Origin of the sequence: Chryseobacterium sp. KBW03, assembly GCF_003852415.1 — a bacterium.
In the GTDB taxonomy this organism is placed as follows: domain Bacteria; phylum Bacteroidota; class Bacteroidia; order Flavobacteriales; family Weeksellaceae; genus Chryseobacterium; species Chryseobacterium viscerum.
In genome coordinates this window covers 68,055-88,649 of the sequence record NZ_QAJO01000010.1, presented here as the reverse complement: position 1 = coordinate 88,649, position 20,595 = coordinate 68,055, and the positions used below count along the sequence as shown (strand labels likewise).

Below are 20,595 nucleotides of genomic sequence, written 5' to 3'. Positions count from 1 at the left end.
GCTAACACTCCGGCATTATTTCAGGCCAACATATGAAACAGTAAATCTTTATTTCTTGATCTCAATCCTCCTTCCGCTCATTTTAAATTTTAAATCTGTAATTTCTCCAAGCGCATAGAGTACGCTCGTCAATTTTTTATCCCGGCTGATTGTAGCATAGACTTTTGTACTCGGAACATTTTTATAATCCACATCGATATCGTACCATCGCTCCAGTTGCCTCAGAACCTCCACAAGTTGAGCTCCTTTAAACTGGAATTCATTCTCAGTCCATCCTATAAAAGACTCCGCATCAACTTTTTTGACGTCAATACCACCGAGCACAAATCTACCCTGCTCCCCAGGTTTCAGTCTTACTAACAACTCATTTTGTAGATTTCTCAATTCAACACTTCCGCTAATAAGTGTCGTCCTTGAATATTCCTCGTTAGCATACGAATTAATATTGAACTTTGTTCCAAGAACCTTGACCCGCTGGCCTTTTGATTCAACTATAAATGGCCTTGAAGCATTATGCGTAACTTCAAAATAGCCTTCCCCCTCAAGTTCAACCAGTCGTTCCACACCCGCAAATTTTGTAGGATACTTAAGTTTGGATTCGGCATTAAGCCAAACGGTCGTTCCATCCGGCAGCACCGCTTTATATTGTCCTTTACGTGGTGTTGTAAGTGTTGCAAACTGCGTCTTTGACGCTGTAATAGCTTTACCATCCAGATAGGTTACACCAGTGGCATCGCTCTTCACGGTCTTTCCTTCCAGATCAATGACCTGACCATCGTCGAAAGTCAATGTCGCCTGATCCTTACCCGGCTCAATGTCGGCCGTGGCCATATTGACAGTCTCAAGGATGGACTGTCTGGACTGATAAAACCTGTATAGAAGCAGGGTAAGCGAAAAAAACAGGAATACGGCAGCAGCAGAGGTCCAATAAACAACACGCTTATAATGGGACTGGCGTTTCTTCAATACCCCATGTAATTTTTCAAGTTCCGAAGTAGTGCTAGAACCAGCAAGCTCCAGCTTTAAAAGCTCACGGGCAACATGCTCGTCGTCTTTCAGGTGTTCAAAGAAAGCACGGTTCGCACTGCTCTGACTGAGCCAGACCTCAACCGTCTTCTCTTCGAGAACGGTAAGAACCTCTCCTCTGACAATCTTTGTCAAGAGCGGGACAATCTTTAACTCATCAAGAATATGTTGCTCATCCATCGGTTTCATTTTAAGATAGAAACCCGAAAAGATATTGCGTTGTCCCAAAAAAGTTAAAAAATTATGAATAAATCATTAAAAGTGCGATTCCGGCACCTGAGAGGGATTTTTTTAATAGCGAAAGCGCTCTTGATTTTTGGGTATTTATCGTACTGACAGGAATACCGAGCTCCTCGGATATTTCTTTTGGCGTATCACCGCTGACAAGCCTGCCCATGATGAGCTGGTATTGTTCCGGCAACAGATCAATTGCTCGGTAGAGCTCTTCATATACTTCGGTCTGAACAATACTATCCAGTACATTTTTTTCAAACTCATCAAAGTTCTTGGAGTACAGGTCAAACCGTTTCTGATTTACCTTCTCCTTTTCAATAGCTTTGATACAGCTATTTCTTACGGATATGTATAGAAAAGCTTTGATATTGGAAAGCGTTTCAAATCCTTCCCTCCGGTCATATAATTTCAGAAAGATGTCCAGCACAATTTCCTTTGAAATTTCCATCCCGATATTCAGAAGTAACCGGTCTGCAAAAAATACCAATGAAGAATGAAACATCGTGAAGATACGGTCAAAAGCAAGTTTATCACCGCTTTGAAACTGGGAAAGCAGTGCCCTTTCGTCGATCACATTTCGGGATGTCATAATAGGGCAATTGGTAAATGATTAAGTAAAGTTAAGTAATGTTGTGTAATATCGAAAATTTAAAAAAAAATTCAAGCTCTTGTGATTGTGAATTCTTAACTTTAAGTAGCTATAACCTTTAAACTATTTTAAATATGAAAACCATTATTATGCCCATTTTTCTATTAATAGCTACAACCCAAATCACATCTGGTCAAGGAAAAGTACGAATTTTCAATACAGACTTAGATGTTAAGGACATTATCGGTGCTACGAAAGTTGAACATCAAAAATGGAATTTAGAACTGAAGAAAGTTCTTGTCAGAAATAACGACTTTCCATATGAAACGATTGGAAGTTACAGAGATCATTTTTCAAGTATTGAGCCGAATATGCTTTTTAATTATGTTGACAAATCTTCTTATCCTCTGTTAGATGAAATAAATATGGAATACTATGAAAATGCTGCTCTTCCAAGAATGAAACGCAATAAAGATATCGTTGGAAGACCTGACTTCATTAAATTCTGTACTGAATGGGAAAAACTAACAAAGTACGAAGACAAAAAGAGCCTTCTATTCAAAAATGAATTTATTGAAATTGAAAATCTGATTCAAAATGATCGGTTCTCGATAACTTCGGCACCGTTTCAACTAGAAAAAAAGGTTACAAAAAAATTCAGTTCAACCATTGAAGCCAACATAAAAGCGAATTTAAAAGCAAACAATATTGATGCTGATGCAACGCTCGTAAATTATCTCAGTTCCCTTATAAATTCCCAAACCTCTTACAACGGAGTTATGATGATTATAGAATTTCGTGATGATTACCTCGATAGACTCTCCCAGTCCTTAAATGGTATATCTGAAAGTAAACTGGGAACAGACCGATTTGCACGAGCACTTCTAGATTATGCTGCTCCAGGAAGCCAGCGTGCGGCAACGACAGGCTTAGTGGTATTCAAATTGGATGGAAAAATAAATAAGACAAAATTGACAGAAGAAACTTTAAAAGCAGATCTCAAAACAAAATTTAACTCCTTGGGTTCTGATATGATAGGAAATATCTCGGCCTCAATTGGAATAGGATTCGTTAGTAAAGTGGAAAATATGTTCAGTGCGGAAATCAATAATACTTATGTTAAAAATTACCTAACCTCAAACCTTGTCGACAGGATAGAAGTTAGTAAGGTACGAAAAGCCCTGCTCAGTCAATAACATTTCTATACACCAGATTTACACTTGCTAAATCTGGTGTGTTAAAGTTTTTGTTGTAGATTACTGATTATCGGCAGTCATACTGTAAGATTTTAACCATTCCTTGATCAAAGCCATATTTTCTTTGTCCAGCAAGGTTCCAGCATTGCCGAAAGTGTGAATACCTACCAAAATATTTTTACCACCATTTTTTACCCATATCGGTGAGCCACTATTTCCTCTATAGGTGTCTAAATTATGATTGAAGATCTTATTGCCAACAAAAGAGCATGTGTCTGTCTGAAAAGTAATAAAATCACCGTCATAACCATAATCCGGATCAGCGGGATAGCCTGCGACATTGAGCGTGTCTCCAACTTTTAAAGAATAGTGATCATCAAGTACAAAGCTATTTTTCTTTAGATCTTTAAAATTTGTAGATGGTAGAATGATTATGCCAAAATCATGTTTTATCCTATTACCACTGAGTTGGAAGAACGAATATTCGGGATGTGTTTTAATAGCGGCATCACATTCCTTTTCTCCTTTTATTTCCAATGTTCCGAAAGGAAATTCTTTATAATTTTTACCTGGTATAATCTCTATTGATGTTACTTTACTGCCTTTAACAGAATGAATATTGTGAGCAGCCGTCAGTATTATATTCGGTGTAATAAAGAAAGCGGTTGATGCATTGGAACCATCTTTTTTCGGCCAGGCCCTGTCTCGGTAAATATTAAGGTAACAAATATTGTTGAAAGGATCTATTCTTGTATTGCTGATTTTTTCCAGTTTTGAAGGTAATTGTCCAAAACCATAAAAGCTGGTAAGCAATAATAACAGGATTGCTATTGACTTTTTCATAATTAATTAGTTTTTAATGGGCTATGAATAAAGTTACAATATTTCAATAATAAAAAACATAGATCAAGCTCAAAAAATACTGCAATCATCTTTTTGAATGACAAAGCCCATAGTCATGGCTAAAAACTATTCAATTTTTTGCCTTTTGTCAAAAGATTTAAATTTTTATAGGCTTAATTTAGTTTCAATAGTTCATAAGACAAAGAAACACAGCGACACTAACCTTTAAACCACATAAAATGTTAACAAAAATTTTCAGAAACTTAGTTTATGCAGTATTCACAATCATGCTGCTACAGTCATGTGAAAGGGATATTGAAACATATCCACAAACCGACGAAACGTCGGTAGCCAAAAAATGGTATGAAGACAACGGGAAGCCTTTTCCCTTAGATTGGTCAAAATCACAGCTTATAAAGATTGACAATGATAATACAACGCTTGTTGTCCCCTTAGAGAAAGGCACAAACCTAGGACCGGATAATTCGATGCAACAAAATCTTGTATTTACTATTGAGGGAAATAAAGTAGCCAATGCAAATAAAGTGAACATTTTCGCGGATACACGTACTGTAGCGGAATTTTCAGACCAGACTATTTCCAATTTCGTCAAAAAACAAGTGCATCGAAGTGAGGAACTGGGAAAAGTATATTATTTGGTATATGATCTCAACGATACCTTTTTATACAGCCAATCACTTGACTCAAGTGGGCTGAAAAAGGTAAACCTTCAATTGAGGACTAAGGATGCCGATACCAAAGTAAACAAAAGTAGCAGCAAACCTGACTCCAGTAAAAATATACCAGTTGTATGCAGCGAGTGGTATCTGGTACAGTATTTTGATGATGGCACCGAATATTGGACTTATCTATATACAACGTGCAGCGGTACCGCAACCGGAGGTGGCGGCGGCGGCGGCGGTGGCGGTAGTCATGGAGGTGGAAGTGGTGCACCTGCCTCAACTTATTACGAAGCTCCGACTGAACCAATTAATATTCAGGAGGTTTTAAATTGTTTCAGTAATATCCCTTCTAATGCACAAACCACCTACAAGGTTACGATTCATAGCCATCTTGCCAATCCTAGCAACCCTTATCAGGTTTACAATGTTTCTGCAGACGATCCTGGGCATGCTTATATAACAATGCAAAAAACCAACGGATCTGCAACCCGTTCGCTGACTTTTGGCTTTTATCCAAGTGCGGGTAGTTGGATGACCGCGATTAAAGACGCCGAAAACTCTGCAATTGGACAGGAAGACCCTGCAAAACGCAGAAACGACGGCAGTTATACGATAACAGTTACTGAAGCCGCATTTAATAATGCACGAAACGCAGCCTTAGCGGGAAGCGCAAAGCAATACGATCTTAATGATTATAACTGCACAAATTATGCGTTACAGGTTTTTAATGCGGCAATGGGCGGAACGGGATTGCAAGTTCCCAATAGCCCAATTGGCTACAAGACACCTTCAAGTTTATATTTAAAGCTGAGTGACATGAAGACAGCGGGAACCGCTGGTGTTTCGCTTTCACAAGGCTTCGCACCGACCAGCACTACTCCATGCAACTAATAAAACAATCTTATGAAGAAGAAAAATATGAAGAAAGCAATTATAATAGTCCTTGGCACTATTCTCCTGATTCCAAATCTACCTTTTATCGGTAAGGATATCTCCCACCGGTTAGATGAGGGATATTATCGATATGCAAATTTAGATGGGTCATATACAATAACCCAGGATTTTAATTTTAAAAGCCCAGGTTTCTCAGACCTTCATTTTGAATACTGGGTAAAAATGACATCTCCCTCACTGGAAAACCGGAAGCTATACAGATTGTACAAAATCAATCCATTATGTTTTTGGCGGTGGAAAAACTATTTAGTTAATGGTGTGCATTTTGACTATATGGACCCCGATATCATCGAAAAGAATATGGAGAAGAAAAAGGTCGATGCCTCTAAAGTAATGTAACATTAAGTCGTGTAGTTCCGCCAGCTAGCACGAATTGTCAGAAAAGAATATGAAAAGAAAATTCATTAAAGGAATTATACTATTTGTGTTGGTTATACCCAATACACCAATTATAGGTACGGAAATATTGAAGGCCATAGATAGTGATCATTTTCGATATGCTAATGCAAACGCCGCTTTTACCAGCATTGAATACATGGAAGTTTATTCCCCTTGGATGAGCAAATGGACAACTTATGGATTTATCCATGATACGCGACCGGAAATGGTCAATATGGAAATTTTTAGGCTGTATAGAATGAACCCATTGTGTTTTTGGCGTTGGCGCTATTATTTTACTGTTAGCAGACATTTTGCGTATCGCGATTGGGAAAAAATAAATAAAAACAGGGTTCCCTTCGAACCATCTAATAGATGGCAGAAGTTTTAATTTTATATAATTAGGAATCTTTACGCTTGGAAAAACTCTCATTACATGGGAGTTTTTTTTTAATACATCCATAAAAAAACGCATCTTTAAAAGATGCGTTTAAAAACTAATAACCATGAAACGTATTAAAACCGTAAGCAGCCTAATACGTATGTTTGAAATATATTATATTCTTTATATTGGCAAATTACATTGACCTTTAATCGAAATAAGATTCTCAATTTTCAGTTGCAAATTTAAGCATTAATATCAGATCTGGCTACGGATTCCCATAATCTCATTAATTCATTTTCCTTATTGATAGCACTTAAAACATCTTTTTTCTAGGAAGACCAATTTCACTTTCCTGTGGATAAGGAGCACGGAAAGTCATACTGACATCTTCTTTGATCCGTTGCTGTGCCTCATATTTCTTTTCCTCGTCGTGCGAATACCTTGGATCAGCAATAAATGGCATCTTTGCCATCTTAGTGATGGTGATCGTCGGAAAATGAAAATCTACCTCCACAATACCCAATAAAAGATAGCAACCCCCACCCTGAAAAGGATACTTTTCAAGGCAGTCAGGAAAATGCGCTGTGTCAAAATAATTCCCCTCGACATCTATCCACGTTCCAAAGAACATTGTCCCCCGCTTGGTCGGAACATGTTTCCTTGAAATAAGGTACGCTAGCATCTTGACCTCCTTTTTATGATAGGCAGTCAGATCTTTGGCCATGACAGTTCCCCTATATTTTGTCTGAAGTAGATCGAAAGGTGTACAGGATACCGGAAAACTTAAAATCTCGATTTCGTCGAAGGCATCCTCAAACACATTTCTTTTTAATTCCGGAAATTTGTATTCCTTAATCGGTTCTTCAAAAAGAGTCTGAAATCTTTTCTCCGGTTTAAAATCCCCCAGTAGAATGCGCGCTTTGAGCAATAGTTCATTCTTTGGAACACCTGAAAAACGAAATGCTCCGATAAAGATCAACGTCTGCAAAGTCTCAATACCAATTGGAACCCTCTTGATGAAATCTTCCATTGACCTATACTCCCCATTTGCCTTTCTTTCCTTTGGTATCAGCTGAGCAAGTTTCGATTCAACTTTTTCAAGAAGCATCAGTCCCAGATATATTTCCTCTCCATAAATCGTTGTTTCGTACTCGCTTCTATTGACACATGGATTCAATATAATACCCCCTGACATCCTTGCCTCATGTACATAGACCTCTGTCCTATAGAAACCGCCCATATTATTTATCGCCGAAACCATAAACTCCAATGGATAATAAACTTTCAGGTAAAGCGATTGATAACTTTCCACTGCATAGGAAGCGGAATGGGCCTTACAAAATGAATACCCTGCAAAAGATTCGATCTGCCGGTAAATTTCTTTACTCAGCTCCTCAGGATGCCCTTGTTCTCTGCAAGATGCAAAAAAATCATCCTTCACTTTTTGAAGTGCACTTAATGACCTACCTTTTCCGCTCATTGCTCTTCGCAGGATATCCCCGTCAGCAGCAGAAACCCCTCCATAATGCAATGCGATCTTGATCACGTCTTCTTGATATACCATAATGCCATAGGTTTCCCCTAACTGCTTCTCAAAAACAGGATGGAAATATTCAAACTTGTCCGGGTTGTTATGCCTAAAGATGTATTCCCGCATCATTCCCGATTGGGCAACACCTGGTCTGATAATGGATGAAGCAGCAACCAATACTTTATAGTTATTACACTTTAACCTTCTGAGTAAACCGCGCATAGCGGGCGATTCAATATAAAAACAGCCTATGGTTCTACCCTGACTTAAATATTCATTGCATTTTTGTTCATCTTTAGAAATCGTAGTGTCTTTTATATTGATTCTAATTCCCTTTTTTTCTTCCAGTAGTCTTACGGTATCGTTAATCGTACCAAGCCCTCTTTGTGATAAAATATCAAATTTTTCAAAACCAACCTCTTCAGCAACATGCATATCCCATTGTACAATGGGAAATCCCTTTGGTGGCAACTCTAGGGCTGTAAAATTTGTCAGCGGTTCCTCGGAAATAATAATCCCGCAGGAATGCATACTCCGCTGGTTAGGAAATTTTTCAAGCAGCTTCCCATACTTCTGCACCTGCTTTACTATATCGTCCCGAAATACACGCTCTGGATATTTGCTGAGCTCGTCAAGCTCCTCCTTGGGAAGTCCAAATGCTTTGCCTACTTCCCGAATGATAGAACGGTATTTAAACTCTACATTAGTACCGCAGAAGGCGACATACTCTTTACCGTATCTATTGAAAATATAATCCAGAATAATATCTCTTTCCTGCCATGACCAATCAATATCAAAGTCAGGCGGACTTTTTCGGTTAAGATTCAAGAACCTTTCAAAATATAGATCAAGCTCAATCGGACATATATCCGTAATACCGAGACAATAAGCGACTATCGAGTTCGCTCCGCTCCCACGTCCCACATGCATAAAGCCCATGCTATTACTGTATCGGATGATATCCCATGTAATCAGAAAATAACCGCTAAAGTTCAATTCGTCGATGACCTTTAGTTCTTTCTCAATCCGCTGTTTTGCCTGCTCATGATTTCTACCGTACCGTCTTTCCAATCCTGCATAAGCTAAACGTGCCAGAAGTTTAAGGTCATCGGCCTTTGTACCTGTATAATGTTTTCTATTTCTGGGCGTCGAAAACGCAAAATCAAAGCTGCATTTTGAAAGTAATTTTTGCGTATTCTCAATAATTTCAGGATAGTGACGATAAATTCTATGTATTGAATCCACAGAACGAAAATATTCCGATTTCCTGCACACTTCTTTTTCCGGAAGTTTGGAAAGAAGTAAATTGTTATCAATGGCACGTAAGATCCTATGAAGATTATATTCCTTCTTTGTGCTAAATGTAACCGGGCAGAGAACAACCATTTTTGATATTAGCCTTTTTAATTCAGGTCTTATCAACAGATTGAGTTCATCCTCACGGATTCCGATATATTCATTTTCACGAAGATTTTTAGGGAAATTATCCAAAGGATAAATAATAAAATTGTCGTTTAAATCCGGATGTAACGGTAAATCGACCCCATCACAATTATACGAAGTAAGCATTCTGTTTACTTCTGAAAGTCCTCTAAAGTCCTTTGCAATCGTTATATAGTACAGTTCACTGCCCTTACGCACTTCTACTCCTACAACCGGACGAATATCATTTTTTTCACATTTCTTTTTAAATTCGTAGATGCCGGTCACTGTATTTATATCGGTTAGAACTAGTTCCTTGATTCCCAGAGCTACTGCCTGAGAAATAAGATCATCTATGGAAAGCGTTCCATAACGAAGGCTGTGAAAGGAATGGCAGTTTAAAAACATACTTGCGCATACTAACGTAAAAAATTGAAGCCAACTGCACGACCAACCGCATCTTTACCAAAACGGTTTTTGATGTTGTCCATCGCCTGATATAAACTAATGAGCTCTGCATTGTCTTCAAAAAGATTCATCTGGTAGCTACCGTGAACGAGATCCGTAAATCGTAAACCCACTAAACGGAGCCGCATACGTCTCGTATAAATCTTATCAAAAAGTTCCAGCGCAACCCGCGCCAATGTATGGTCTGAGGAGGTATAGCTCACCCGGCATTGCTTGGACTCCGTATCAAAGTTGGAGTATCTGATCTTGATCACAACTGTAGAAGTCAGCCACTTTTCCTGACGGAGCTGGTGGGCGAGTTGTTCTGCCATACCGGATATCAGGCTTTTAACCTCAAAGACATCCATTGTATCACTGCTAAAGGTCCTCTCTTTTGAAATTGACTTTCTTTCGGAATAAGGTATAACAGGGGTTTCGTCAATACCATTCGCCTTTTTCCAGAGATCGACTCCATTTTTTCCGATCATCTGCAGTAGGACATCGACAGGCATTTCTGAAAGTGTGCCAATAGTCCGGATACCGACTCTCGAAAAAAGCTGGAAAGTTGCACTGCCGACCATCGGCATTTTTTTTATAGACAAAGGATTTAAAAATGACTGAACACCAAATGAAGGAATCTCTCGATGTCCATGAGGCTTTGACTCGCCAGTCCCGATCTTACTTACAGTTTTATTCGTCGATAGTGCATAACTGATTGGTAAACCTGTTTCCTTCTCGATCTTGGCTCCGAGTTCATTGGTCCATTTATAAGCTCCGAAAAACCTGTCCATCCCAGTTAGATCTAGATAAAACTCATCGATTGAAGCTTTTTCCATTACTGGGGCACTTTCCTCGATCACCTCAGTAACCATATGTGACATCTTGGAATACAGTTCCATATCACCCTTAACAACTTTTGCTTGCGGGCAGAGACGAAGCGCCATTTTCATGGGCATAGCTGACCGTACTCCAAACGTTCTTGCTTCATAGCTACATGAAGAAACAACACCCCTATCACCTCCACCAATGATCAGTGGAATCCCGTCTAAACTGGAATTTATCAGTCTTTCGCAGGATACGAAAAACGTATCCAGATCCAAATGCACTATCGATCGCCCCATATCGTTTACTAATTTATTTAGCAAAATTGATAAGATTTTTCACAATTTATATTACATTTGTTGTGAAAAATATTCACAAAATGTCAACACGCTCTATTTTAGCTGATAACATAAGGTATTTAAGGATGCAGCAGATACCGGAACTCTCGCAACAGCAGATTGCCGACAGGCTGCTTGTGACAAGAGTTTCTTATGCAAAATATGAGACCGCAAAAGCTTCGCCTCCGCTGGAAGTTTTGCTAGCGATTTCAAGATATTATCACATCAGTACAGATCTGCTGCTGACCGTAGATCTTAGAAAATACAAGCTGGAAGAAATGCTCAATCTTCCCGACAATAGAATTTTACTGCCGATAAAAACAGATTTACTTGGCGAAAATAAAATTGAAATTGTCCCCTACAAAGCCTCAATGGGCTACCTGTCAGGATATGCTGATCCAGAATATATTGAAGGTCTGCAGACAATGTCACTACCATTCCTTCATAATGGAAAGTATAGAGCTTTTCCAGCAGTAGGCGACTCAATGCCTCCCTATCAGGATGGCACTTACATTGTTGGAAAATACGTAGAGAGTATTCAAGATATCAGTGTAGGTAAAACGCATGTACTGGTAACCCGCACAGGATTTACTTTCAAACGCATTGAAACTATCAACGACAGATCCATTACCGTAAAATCTGACAATACATTTTATGATAGTTATGATATTTCATTTGCCGACCTTTGGGAGATTTGGCAATATGCAGGCAGCTTTTCATCTAGAGAACAGGAAATAATTGACTTCGCTAGCGAAGACATAAAATCAATGCTGATAAAGCTCCTGGGTGAAGTTAACGATCTTCGAAAATCTTTTGAAAAATAATTTTAGCATTCACCTTAATGAACCCTTTGATAACGCAACTATACTATTTAGATATAAGTTTTTATCCACTTCGCAGACTTCAAAAATCGTTTTGCTGTGTCATCACTCCATTGTAGCCCATCAGGAAAATTGTAATTTTTACAGTTATCATTATCCAGAATGTAACTCGAGATTTGTAATAGTTTGCTAGCTCCAATGCTTACGCACAATTCTTGCAATTTTTTATTCCAACTCGCTGAAGGATTTGTACCTCTACCTGTATCCAAATAATGGATGAGAGCAACTTTAATCTCAAAATCATTCCAAATGTTGTCTGACAAGTACAAAGACAGGATATCGCTAATAATTTTATAACACCCCTGCCTATTTTCTACTTGAAACTCTTTTAGATAATCGATCAATTCATTATCTTTTTTTGTTACTAGCTTTAAAATTTTCTTGAAACAGATAATATTATGATGGTATTCGATCTGAGATATAATAAGCGATATGTTTTTCACAGTTTCAAACTTCAACCTTGGAGAGGCCCGTTTAAAAATGCCACGGACATGTTGAATTTTCAATATATCTTCAAGAAAATTACTGTTTGGGGAAACAAAATAATTATATTTAAGATACTCGGATGTATGTAAAAAATCTTCTGCTGAAAATACTATGTTTTTATCATCCACAAATTTGGGAATCAAATTGTTTTGCAGTAAAGAACCTAATCTTGCAATATACAGCGACCTTAAAAAAGCTCCATTGAATGCATTGTTGTAATGAAGAAGCTTTGGAAGTACATACTTATGGCTCTCCCTCTGAATTTCAGATGAAACCATTTCATTGAACAGGATTTCTAATTTCTTTTCTGTATTAAACTGCTCCTCAGTGTTGCTAGTTAATTGTTCATGATGCCAAAGTAGTAAGTCAAACCAACATTGAATCTTTTCAAAATCATCGCTAGAAATATTCAATCCTTGCGCTAAAACCCTCGATTTAACCAATTCATCATTTTTGAAAATTGTATACTGATCATTCATTATCACATATTTAGTTCTTTCTCACAAGCTAATATCATAAATAAAACTTTACAAGATAGTTTTTATCATTCAAACTGCGGATAAACAAAATTATAACTCTCAGTTTTCACTCTTTCTACTATAGCGAATGGTGGTATCACAATTCCGATTTCTGCTTTCCGGTTTTCACCGACCAGCTTACCAACCTTTGTGAAATTTTTATCGCTAATCTTCCATATATACCAATTATCAGATACTTCTATCATAACCTCACCAGCTCTTTTACCATAATCATTTGTATCTCTAAAAATGACATTCCGCAAAGTGTGCTTAACGGGACTCGTTCCTTCTTTTGTAAAGTAATTTTGCTTTACCCCGAGATTTATGATGGTATGGGCATGAAAGTCAATTTCACCTGATAATACTTCTGAAAAATCCAAGATTACGTCGTTTGGAAATTCTTTTTTAAAAGAACAAATAACATCACTATTTAATTGGGCTAAATCATTTGCTATGTATTGAAAATACTTCTTATTCCCATTATCTAATTTTACAGAAAATACATCTCCAATCTTAGTTCTTATTCTTTTCTCCATACCCTGCTTTTATTGATTTGTACTCAATGGGAAAGTCGTGTATCCTCATATTTACTTCTTTCCGTTTTCAACGATACAAGCCAATCCAAATACATATTTTCGGGCATATTTCTATATCCAATCTTATGAATATGCTTGTACTCTTTATTCATCAACGTAAACAGCTTCTTTGCATCGGGGTTTATGAGGGCAACTTCGATATCAGCTGCATTCTCGTGCTTCATTATTTTTTCAAATTGGCTTTTGTGAGTCTCCGCCTGCAAGATCAAAGCGGTCGCTAAAAATGGATATATCTCAATTGCCCTTTCAGCACATTTTAAAGGAAACAATCCATCGTTATCTGGAAAATTTCTATTATAGGCATTTGCTAGATCAACCAGACATAGAGCAAGACTTTCTTTGTCATTAAGAGCCTTCATATAAACACCGTTTTGAATAGCGTCTAAATGGATAAAGCCTGATGCCATGAGCCATGCGTCTTGCGGAAATATACCACTGGTAAGTTCTGTATTAAACCATCCAATAGATTTGATATTATGTTTGATATAAACATGATTTGGTGCAAGCGCCAAATTAGCGGTTACGCCGAGCTCTTCAGCCAAAATTTTATATAAGTAAGGCATCGAATTACAATTTCCTTTCTGAGATCCCAATAGTTTTGAAACAAACAAATTTGGTAAATCTTTGTGTCCGAATACATCTTCGAAATCATAGCTGAACGGTTTGTAATTTAAAGTATCTGTCCCAACTATTACCTGCGTTTGTTGTGTTAACACCGTATATATAGCTGCATATTTAGTAACCGTTACCTGGTCATTTTCCGAATATAAAAGCTTTCTATTCTTCGTTAGCTGATTACAAAATCTAGTTAGAAAACTGATTTTTTGATTCAGCATAGCTGTATCTAATTTCCCTTGGTAATATGCGTTTTCTACACTGAAAACCGCTGTTTTAAAGCTATAAGGCTGTTTGCCATTTAACATATTGTCGATAGCCTGATAAGCATCTGAATAAAACATGTTATTTTGACTCTTAACTACGCAAAATGCAAGCAACAATAGCCCACAAAAAAGGTTTTTCATAAGTACTAAAAATTGTTTTCGATATGATCAACAATATCAATTGCCAAAATATCACTTGTTTTTTTTGGGTAAATTTCAGAATATTCTCTTACTAGCTCATCCAGAACAGATAACTGGCAGAGTACTTCGTAATATGTATCATTTTCCCTGTAATCTTTTCCACTCGCAGTCTCGTCAATTATAAGATGATACTCAGCGTCTACATTGACCGAAAGTTCAGCATATATAAAAATTAGATTATGACCCATTAAACCCGAGGTTTGGTCTAATAGATTGTTAATGGAACCTGTTTTAAGTGCCTCTATTATTTCAGCTAATTTCATTTCTTCTTATTTAACGGCGATCTGCCATCCGTCAAATACGCAATTGTACTTTGTTGCAACTTGTGACATTCCCTTACTCCACCCTACCAGTGCACCAACTTCAAGAGGAGTAGTATACCCCATAACAACAAACTCTTTTTTATCCGCAGAAATTTGATATTCCGCAGTGTACTTCATATATCTTAAATGATCTGTAAGTTGCTTTGCCTGCTCTTCTTCTTTACAGTAAAAATAAAATTCAATATTACGCTTAGAATTTTTGTCAATACCAGCTTTCTCTAAATTTTTTATCGCTTGAGCATCCAAATCTTCGGTAGATAAACCGTTATCGGGTGTTGCAGTTTCAACGATTTTATAATTTACAACTGACGAGGCATCCTTTAGCTGTTCATCTTTCTTTTGGCTACAAGAAAATAGAATAATCGTAGCAAAAAATAGAAATATTTTCTTTCCCATAAGCTCACGTTCTATTATTCAAAATCAGGATAAAAAAAATTATAATTGCCCGTTTTCATTCTATCAACAATATCATAAGGATTTACTATTACTCCTAATTCGGCTTTTTTATAGTCTCCTTCTAGCTTACCTACATGTGTAAACTTCGCATCATTAATGCGCCATACGTACCAATTTTGAGATATCTTAATCGGTTCATCTCCCCGTCTATGCCCAGAATCACTTGATCCTCTAAATAAAATATCTTGAATATTGCCGACATTCTGGCTATTTCCAACGGATTCCCACAGATTAAATTTTACGCCGAATTTTGTGACACAATGTGCATAAAAAAATATTTCTCCATTAACTATTTCATCAAGATTTGGTTTTTCATTAATAGGGTATATTTTTTTAAATGCTCTAATTACATCACTGTTCAATTGGGTTTCATCGAAAGCGATTAACTGCATATATCTTTTTTCTGTTTCGTTTATTGCAACGGAAAAAATGTCTCCTATTTTGGTATTTACTCGTTTAGCCATAATTATTATTTTGGTGGTGTAACACCGTATTTAGTCCACTTTGACGGGGCAATTGAATTTATTTTATTTAAAAGCTGTCCACCATTTTTCTGTAAACCGTACTGATTTATCAGATTTTGTTCTGCCACCCTTGCCTGTTGCAAAGTTAATCCTTCCTGGACAACCTCGTATCTTAATAAACTTTTCTCTCCACCTTTTGCTAAGTGCTCGCCAAATCTAACAGTAGGTCTAACTGATCTACCTACATAGCTAACTTCTCCTGCAGCATTAACACCCTGATATATTGAATGAGCTCCTTCGGCGGCTTCGGACACAACCGCCGCTTTTCTGAGCGCGCTGAAAACACCGCCTGTTGCAGCTCCAAGGACTGCGTCCTGAACTAATGGATTTTCAGCTACGAGCATTTGAATATCTGTCTTTCCCCGGGAATCGGGGATCGGACCAATTGTGGCTTGGCTAGTGCCTAACTGCCCTTCAATCGTTGCCGCACCAGTTTCAATATTTCCGGTTTGATAAACGCTTGTCGTAGTTGACACAATATTAGCAAAATTTGTACTGATTGAACCATCCTGTCCTAGTGCATAGCTTGTCTTAATACCATTTTTTGTAACGTGATATCCTTCAATCGATTGGGCATTGCTTCCGTATTTAGCCTGCACCTGAGAATTTCCTGTAACACTGGGATCGAAGAAAATCCGATTCCCGTCTTTAACCCAGTCTTCAGGGGCCATTCCCGTTGGATCGGCGTTTCTAAGCGGATTATTTAACGCATAGTTATACGGAGACCAGCTTGAAAATTCTTCACTCAATGGATCAGGGCTGATCCAACGTCCGTGGGTATCACCAATTGGTTGCGCATCGGGATCATCTAAATTAATCTCCATTAACCCAGAAATGCTATCCTTTTTTACATTGTATTTGACAGAGCCTATAATAACAATGCTGTCCTGGTCATGAAATTCCAGGTATTTACCCTTACTCAGTGTAGCTACCTTCGGATAATAGCCATATTTTTTAAATGGGTTACCCGCCTCGATATTTTTTCTTCTTCTTTCCGCTTCAACTGGCGTTAAGGAATCTCTGGTTTTTAGAACCTCACTCATGTAAGGTCTTGCTTTTTCCTCTTTGGTAAGTTTTACCGGATTGACCCACACCTTTTTGCTGGTCAATTTCTTATTCTGTTTTACCTGCGCTTGGTTAAATCCAATAAAAAACAGCAGAATAAATAATAAAATCCTTCTCATATTTTAAGTTTGTATTTCGAATTATCTGGTTATAAAAATTCCTTTGGAATAGCATACACTTTAGGACTTTCCTTCTTAGGTGTAATTGCCTTTGCTTTTTTAGCTTGTTCACGCTGTTTTTGAGCGTTGAGTAGTCTTATCCGTTCCGCAATCTCATCACTTTTTTGCTTATTTTCAGTGCTTTTTAATGAGCCTAACCATTGTTCATACTGCTCTGGAGGCATTTGGGCAAAACCTGATTGATCGATGTAATCAAAGCCAGCCTTGATACCCAGAAACTGATCTTCCAGGAGCGGATAGCTCCTGATCTTTTGCAGCTGTTCTTTATTTTCAGGATCGATACCTAGACGGTTACAGGCTTGCATAAACCTCATTTGGTCAGTATTGCTTTTCCATAGGGTTGCATTAATATTGTTAGGATTCAGCTCCAGCGCCTTACCTAGAACTTTGGCAACAAACTCGTCATAGCCAAATTTGTGGATATACCCGCTGGCGAGATCCACATAAGTCTGCGAAAGAACATCTTTCTTTGTTAAATTTTGCATATAAAGCTTATTCTTGAGGGCTTCAGCTTTAATATATCCTGAATTCAGAACAAACGAATTTGCTGAAAACATCCCGTTGGTCAACTCTACGCTCAACACTTCGCCATCATTATCCTTAAAACGTATATAAGAATGGTTAGGTGACAAAACCAAAAAGGCTTCTGCACCGATCTGTTCTGCCAAGATCAAATACAACAACGGCATAGAATGACATTGGCCACTGTTGGATCTCATCAGTTTGGAAACAAACATTTTACTGTAGTCTTTTGCCCCCATATAGTCATCAAAATCATATTTGACCGCTTTGTGGACAACTTTTCCATTCTGCTTGGTATCTTGGGCAAAGTATTTGAAAATTGAAAGGTTTTTAGCAACATTGTCAGATTCATCAATACCATTTTTCTTAATATCTTGCCTGATTATCGAAGTAGCTTTCTGTATCTGCTGCTGATAATCCGACTGAAAATTCCTGTCATTATTGTTGTATGCATTTTCAACGATAAATACAGCATCTGCAAGTGTATACCCCTCCGGATCGAGCTTTAGTAAATTATCATAGGCCCTGTAGTAAGAATCAGTTCCTTTCTTTTCGGATAAAGAACTGAGATTATAGCGTTTTGCATCAGCTTCTTCCCTGATTAAAGCCATCTGGCGTTCAACCTCTCTGTTAATCTCTTCCTGATCGTCTTGGTGAGTAGTCTTTTTTTTATAAAGATTTGAATTAGCATTAATATTTGGGGAGGCAGGTCTAGGGGTGGGTTGATTATTCAGACCCGCAGGTATACTGTAAAGATTGGAGACACCAGGTCTTTGCGGCAGATTTGGAATCTGTCCATAGATATAGGGATAGCATAAAAATAAGCTAAATAATAATATTTGTCTCATCTCATAGGTGTGTTTTTTAAGGTTAATTTTGGCTTCGCAATATATTTTAATTTATAACACTACGGTATCCGTATTTTCACGGAAATATTATCAGATTCTCTGATCGAATGTTGTTTATCAAAGATCTAAAAGCGAAATTATACTGTCAGAACGACAAAACATGTCGTATAATAGATAAAATTATAAGGTATTAAACTGATGCATCCCTGGGAAAATACAAAAGGCATGAAACCAGATACGTCATCTTTGAGAGGTACTGCGAAGAACCCATAACCTAATGACGACCTAGCCCATGCCCGTATGACGATGCACAGGCGTAAGTCTGTCAATAGGAGGTTATTTGGAAGTTTCGCAGTTTTCTCAAACCTTTTTGACAGCTTACGCTTTATTTTCGATAAAATTTAGGGTACTAAGATATAAATATTTTTATTAACGATAATTATTATCACTAAAATATGATATAGATTTCAAAAATTCTGATAAATGGCTAAAATCGTCGATAAAGTACAATTCAGTTCAGTGTTTACACCACAACAATGCAAATATATTACTAAAATAAACAATTTTAATAAATTATACTTAAATTTGTAGAACTGCGAAATTCCTAAATAACCTAGAATGCCGTTATTTTCACGTCATACAAACAATCACGATCTTATGTTTCAGCAAATTTATGATACATATTGGAATCGCATTTTTGTTATGGTGGCCCGAAAAGTCAAAGACCGCGATGATGTATTCGACGTTATGCAGAATATCTTTTTTCATCTATGGACTTACAGGAATTCGCTCACCCAGCAGAACACTGAAAGTGTAATCGTAAAAACTTGCGTTCAGGAGATTTCCAGATACTTCTCGAATCTGAATAAGCACCCTTATACCACGGAAATAAATAATCTCCAATTACCTGATGACTCTGCCGAATTGCTCCAGGCTCAGTTAGAAAAAGACAGAGAACTCGAACTTTTACAGTTGAATATTGACCAGCTTCCTCCCATAAGAAGGAAAATTTTCACCATGAACAAGTATGAGGGCATTACTCAGGAAAAAATCGCAACACAACTCAATTTATCCACTAAAGCTGTAAAAAAACAGATCGGAAAGGCACTTATATTTCTTCGAGAACATCAAAACCATTCTTAAATTTTGTTAAAATCAGTTAATTTCAGTTAAAGTTCTGTTTACAGGGGGGCTATTATTGCCGTTTTCGGGTATAAATAATAAAGCCCTTTATTATGAACAGGAGAAAAGACTCCCAACCAACTGCGATAGATGAAGCAAAAGAGTTATGGGATAGCCTCACAAATGATTCAGACGCAGATATAGAGCCTCCTACAGTGCAGGAAGCAAAAGAGTTTCATCAAAAACTTTATGCGAGAATAGAAGCACATGAAGCACAAAAGAGAAGGAGAAAGACGTTCCGTTATTCTTCCATGCTGATCGCCGCTTCCCTGGTCATTATTTTCAGTATAATAGCCTACAGAACGCTCTTTCTACCTGATGTATATCGGGCATATCATGATGATTTGAAAGTTACTTTAAAGGATGGATCAACAGCAATCTTGGCAAAGGGAGCTATATTAACGGTCGAGAAATCATTTCCAGCAGCAACAAGAGATGTCTTTCTCACAGGGGAGGCAGTTTTTAATGTAACCAAATCCAAAAATCATCCCTTCATCGTACATGCCGGACTTTATGAAACAAAAGTTCTGGGTACAGTTTTTAAAATCACCCAGCAGAAAACAGCCTTCAATGTTGATCTGTATGAGGGCAAAGTGCAGGTTATAAAAACTGAAAAACCAGCAGAAACATTTATTATACATCCGAAAGAGACATTCTCCAATCAAGGCTCTAAAGATGTTGCGACCATTGTTGATACTAAAAGTAAAGGTCAATCTCAAACCAACAATTCGGCGACTGTTTCATTAACTGATTTAGAACTTTCTAATGCCATAAAAATTTTAGAAAATACCTACGGCATAAAAATTCTGTTCCCGTCAGCGGTTGCAAATTCAAAAATTAGTGCTACAAAAGAAAAAGCCACAGCAGCAGATTTGATAAGACTCATCTCACTCAAACTGAACCTAAAAACTACCAAAATAAATGATAAAACATTTCAATTGGAGGAATAGACTATGGTCGATCCATACTCCTGCCCTAATTCCGTACTCCTAATGAAACTGGTGTGGAAGAATACAATAAAGAGACCGACGGGTGCAACCGTCGGCCAAGAAGTATTCAACCAATAATTGTTCGATAGATTATTA

20 protein-coding genes are annotated in these 20,595 nt (G+C 37.5%); 7 read left to right on the top strand and 13 right to left on the bottom strand.

What is annotated here, in order from left to right:
- Window positions 1-48: 48 nt before the first annotated feature.
- Complete coding sequence (locus tag DBR39_RS18640) at window positions 49-1,206, bottom strand: FecR family protein (RefSeq protein ID WP_185147225.1); 1,158 nt, start codon at window positions 1,204-1,206, stop codon at window positions 49-51.
- 61 nt (window positions 1,207-1,267) lie between these two features.
- Entirely contained in the window at window positions 1,268-1,849 is a 582-nt protein-coding gene (locus DBR39_RS18635; RefSeq protein WP_124535599.1) for an RNA polymerase sigma factor, read from the bottom strand.
- Window positions 1,850-1,983: 134 nt separating this feature from the next.
- Between DBR39_RS18635 and DBR39_RS18630 the strand changes: the two genes are divergently transcribed.
- Window positions 1,984-3,045 (top strand): hypothetical protein, encoded by a 1,062-nt coding sequence (locus DBR39_RS18630; RefSeq protein WP_124535598.1) that lies wholly within the window; start codon window positions 1,984-1,986, stop codon window positions 3,043-3,045.
- Window positions 3,046-3,105: 60 nt separating this feature from the next.
- Here the strand turns inward: DBR39_RS18630 and DBR39_RS18625 are convergent, their stop codons facing one another.
- Window positions 3,106-3,888 carry a trypsin-like serine peptidase gene (locus tag DBR39_RS18625; RefSeq protein ID WP_124535597.1) on the bottom strand — a complete coding sequence of 261 codons (783 nt, stop codon included), beginning with the start codon at window positions 3,886-3,888 and terminating at the stop codon, window positions 3,106-3,108.
- Window positions 3,889-4,127: 239 nt separating this feature from the next.
- Between DBR39_RS18625 and DBR39_RS18620 the strand changes: the two genes are divergently transcribed.
- From DBR39_RS18620 to DBR39_RS18610, 3 genes are read left to right on the top strand one after another with little or no spacing between them, the layout of a single operon-like run.
- The gene (locus tag DBR39_RS18620; protein WP_124535596.1) at window positions 4,128-5,462 is read left to right on the top strand and encodes a hypothetical protein; all 1,335 of its coding nucleotides are present in this window, start codon (window positions 4,128-4,130) and stop codon (window positions 5,460-5,462) included.
- Window positions 5,463-5,474: 12 nt separating this feature from the next.
- Entirely contained in the window at window positions 5,475-5,864 is a 390-nt protein-coding gene (locus DBR39_RS18615) for a hypothetical protein (RefSeq protein WP_124535594.1), read from the top strand.
- 49 nt (window positions 5,865-5,913) lie between these two features.
- Complete coding sequence (locus DBR39_RS18610; RefSeq protein ID WP_124535592.1) at window positions 5,914-6,294, top strand: hypothetical protein; 381 nt, start codon at window positions 5,914-5,916, stop codon at window positions 6,292-6,294.
- A gap of 307 nt (window positions 6,295-6,601) precedes the next feature.
- Here the strand turns inward: DBR39_RS18610 and DBR39_RS18605 are convergent, their stop codons facing one another.
- Entirely contained in the window at window positions 6,602-9,649 is a 3,048-nt protein-coding gene (locus tag DBR39_RS18605; protein WP_124535591.1) for a DNA polymerase III subunit alpha, read from the bottom strand.
- Window positions 9,650-9,660: 11 nt separating this feature from the next.
- Window positions 9,661-10,809, bottom strand: coding sequence for a DNA polymerase IV (gene dinB, locus DBR39_RS18600; protein ID WP_124535645.1), 1,149 nt, complete (start codon window positions 10,807-10,809; stop codon window positions 9,661-9,663).
- A gap of 80 nt (window positions 10,810-10,889) precedes the next feature.
- On the opposite strand from dinB, the gene DBR39_RS18595 reads away from it, so the two are divergent.
- Entirely contained in the window at window positions 10,890-11,672 is a 783-nt protein-coding gene (locus tag DBR39_RS18595) for an XRE family transcriptional regulator (protein ID WP_124535589.1), read from the top strand.
- Between the two features lie 47 nt (window positions 11,673-11,719).
- Here DBR39_RS18595 and DBR39_RS18590 read toward each other — a convergent pair whose 3' ends face one another.
- From DBR39_RS18590 to DBR39_RS18555, 8 genes are all read right to left on the bottom strand, one after another.
- Window positions 11,720-12,694 carry a hypothetical protein gene (locus tag DBR39_RS18590; RefSeq protein ID WP_124535587.1) on the bottom strand — a complete coding sequence of 325 codons (975 nt, stop codon included), beginning with the start codon at window positions 12,692-12,694 and terminating at the stop codon, window positions 11,720-11,722.
- A gap of 65 nt (window positions 12,695-12,759) precedes the next feature.
- Window positions 12,760-13,269: a hypothetical protein gene (locus tag DBR39_RS18585; protein ID WP_124535585.1), complete on the bottom strand. Its 510-nt coding sequence runs from the start codon at window positions 13,267-13,269 to the stop codon at window positions 12,760-12,762.
- 23 nt (window positions 13,270-13,292) lie between these two features.
- Entirely contained in the window at window positions 13,293-14,351 is a 1,059-nt protein-coding gene (locus DBR39_RS18580; RefSeq protein ID WP_124535583.1) for a hypothetical protein, read from the bottom strand.
- A gap of 5 nt (window positions 14,352-14,356) precedes the next feature.
- Window positions 14,357-14,674, bottom strand: coding sequence for a hypothetical protein (locus DBR39_RS18575; RefSeq protein WP_124535581.1), 318 nt, complete (start codon window positions 14,672-14,674; stop codon window positions 14,357-14,359).
- A gap of 6 nt (window positions 14,675-14,680) precedes the next feature.
- Entirely contained in the window at window positions 14,681-15,130 is a 450-nt protein-coding gene (locus DBR39_RS18570) for a ribonuclease E inhibitor RraB (RefSeq protein WP_124535579.1), read from the bottom strand.
- A 14-nt stretch (window positions 15,131-15,144) separates the two neighbouring features.
- The gene (locus tag DBR39_RS18565) at window positions 15,145-15,654 is read right to left on the bottom strand and encodes a hypothetical protein (RefSeq protein ID WP_124535577.1); all 510 of its coding nucleotides are present in this window, start codon (window positions 15,652-15,654) and stop codon (window positions 15,145-15,147) included.
- Between the two features lie 5 nt (window positions 15,655-15,659).
- Complete coding sequence (locus DBR39_RS18560) at window positions 15,660-16,898, bottom strand: hypothetical protein (RefSeq protein ID WP_124535575.1); 1,239 nt, start codon at window positions 16,896-16,898, stop codon at window positions 15,660-15,662.
- A 29-nt stretch (window positions 16,899-16,927) separates the two neighbouring features.
- The gene (locus DBR39_RS18555; protein WP_124535573.1) at window positions 16,928-18,328 is read right to left on the bottom strand and encodes a hypothetical protein; all 1,401 of its coding nucleotides are present in this window, start codon (window positions 18,326-18,328) and stop codon (window positions 16,928-16,930) included.
- Between the two features lie 618 nt (window positions 18,329-18,946).
- On the opposite strand from DBR39_RS18555, the gene DBR39_RS18550 reads away from it, so the two are divergent.
- Window positions 18,947-19,471 (top strand): sigma-70 family RNA polymerase sigma factor, encoded by a 525-nt coding sequence (locus DBR39_RS18550; protein WP_124535571.1) that lies wholly within the window; start codon window positions 18,947-18,949, stop codon window positions 19,469-19,471.
- Between the two features lie 92 nt (window positions 19,472-19,563).
- Complete coding sequence (locus DBR39_RS18545) at window positions 19,564-20,460, top strand: FecR family protein (protein WP_124535569.1); 897 nt, start codon at window positions 19,564-19,566, stop codon at window positions 20,458-20,460.
- Window positions 20,461-20,595: the final 135 nt, after the last annotated feature.

Bases quoted from the DNA above. Each gene is read 5' to 3' on its own strand.
- DBR39_RS18640 (WP_185147225.1), bottom strand. From the start codon at position 1,206: ATGGATGAGCAACATATTCTTGATGAGTTAAAGATTGTCCCGCTCTTG.
- DBR39_RS18635 (WP_124535599.1), bottom strand. From the start codon at position 1,849: ATGACATCCCGAAATGTGATCGACGAAAGGGCACTGCTTTCCCAGTTT.
- DBR39_RS18630 (WP_124535598.1), top strand. From the start codon at position 1,984: ATGAAAACCATTATTATGCCCATTTTTCTATTAATAGCTACAACCCAA.
- DBR39_RS18625 (WP_124535597.1), bottom strand. From the start codon at position 3,888: ATGAAAAAGTCAATAGCAATCCTGTTATTATTGCTTACCAGCTTTTAT.
- DBR39_RS18620 (WP_124535596.1), top strand. From the start codon at position 4,128: ATGTTAACAAAAATTTTCAGAAACTTAGTTTATGCAGTATTCACAATC.
- DBR39_RS18615 (WP_124535594.1), top strand. From the start codon at position 5,475: ATGAAGAAGAAAAATATGAAGAAAGCAATTATAATAGTCCTTGGCACT.
- DBR39_RS18610 (WP_124535592.1), top strand. From the start codon at position 5,914: ATGAAAAGAAAATTCATTAAAGGAATTATACTATTTGTGTTGGTTATA.
- DBR39_RS18605 (WP_124535591.1), bottom strand. From the start codon at position 9,649: ATGTTTTTAAACTGCCATTCCTTTCACAGCCTTCGTTATGGAACGCTT.
- dinB (WP_124535645.1), bottom strand. From the start codon at position 10,809: ATGGGGCGATCGATAGTGCATTTGGATCTGGATACGTTTTTCGTATCC.
- DBR39_RS18595 (WP_124535589.1), top strand. From the start codon at position 10,890: ATGTCAACACGCTCTATTTTAGCTGATAACATAAGGTATTTAAGGATG.
- DBR39_RS18590 (WP_124535587.1), bottom strand. From the start codon at position 12,694: ATGAATGATCAGTATACAATTTTCAAAAATGATGAATTGGTTAAATCG.
- DBR39_RS18585 (WP_124535585.1), bottom strand. From the start codon at position 13,269: ATGGAGAAAAGAATAAGAACTAAGATTGGAGATGTATTTTCTGTAAAA.
- DBR39_RS18580 (WP_124535583.1), bottom strand. From the start codon at position 14,351: ATGAAAAACCTTTTTTGTGGGCTATTGTTGCTTGCATTTTGCGTAGTT.
- DBR39_RS18575 (WP_124535581.1), bottom strand. From the start codon at position 14,674: ATGAAATTAGCTGAAATAATAGAGGCACTTAAAACAGGTTCCATTAAC.
- DBR39_RS18570 (WP_124535579.1), bottom strand. From the start codon at position 15,130: ATGGGAAAGAAAATATTTCTATTTTTTGCTACGATTATTCTATTTTCT.
- DBR39_RS18565 (WP_124535577.1), bottom strand. From the start codon at position 15,654: ATGGCTAAACGAGTAAATACCAAAATAGGAGACATTTTTTCCGTTGCA.
- DBR39_RS18560 (WP_124535575.1), bottom strand. From the start codon at position 16,898: ATGAGAAGGATTTTATTATTTATTCTGCTGTTTTTTATTGGATTTAAC.
- DBR39_RS18555 (WP_124535573.1), bottom strand. From the start codon at position 18,328: ATGAGACAAATATTATTATTTAGCTTATTTTTATGCTATCCCTATATC.
- DBR39_RS18550 (WP_124535571.1), top strand. From the start codon at position 18,947: ATGCCGTTATTTTCACGTCATACAAACAATCACGATCTTATGTTTCAG.
- DBR39_RS18545 (WP_124535569.1), top strand. From the start codon at position 19,564: ATGAACAGGAGAAAAGACTCCCAACCAACTGCGATAGATGAAGCAAAA.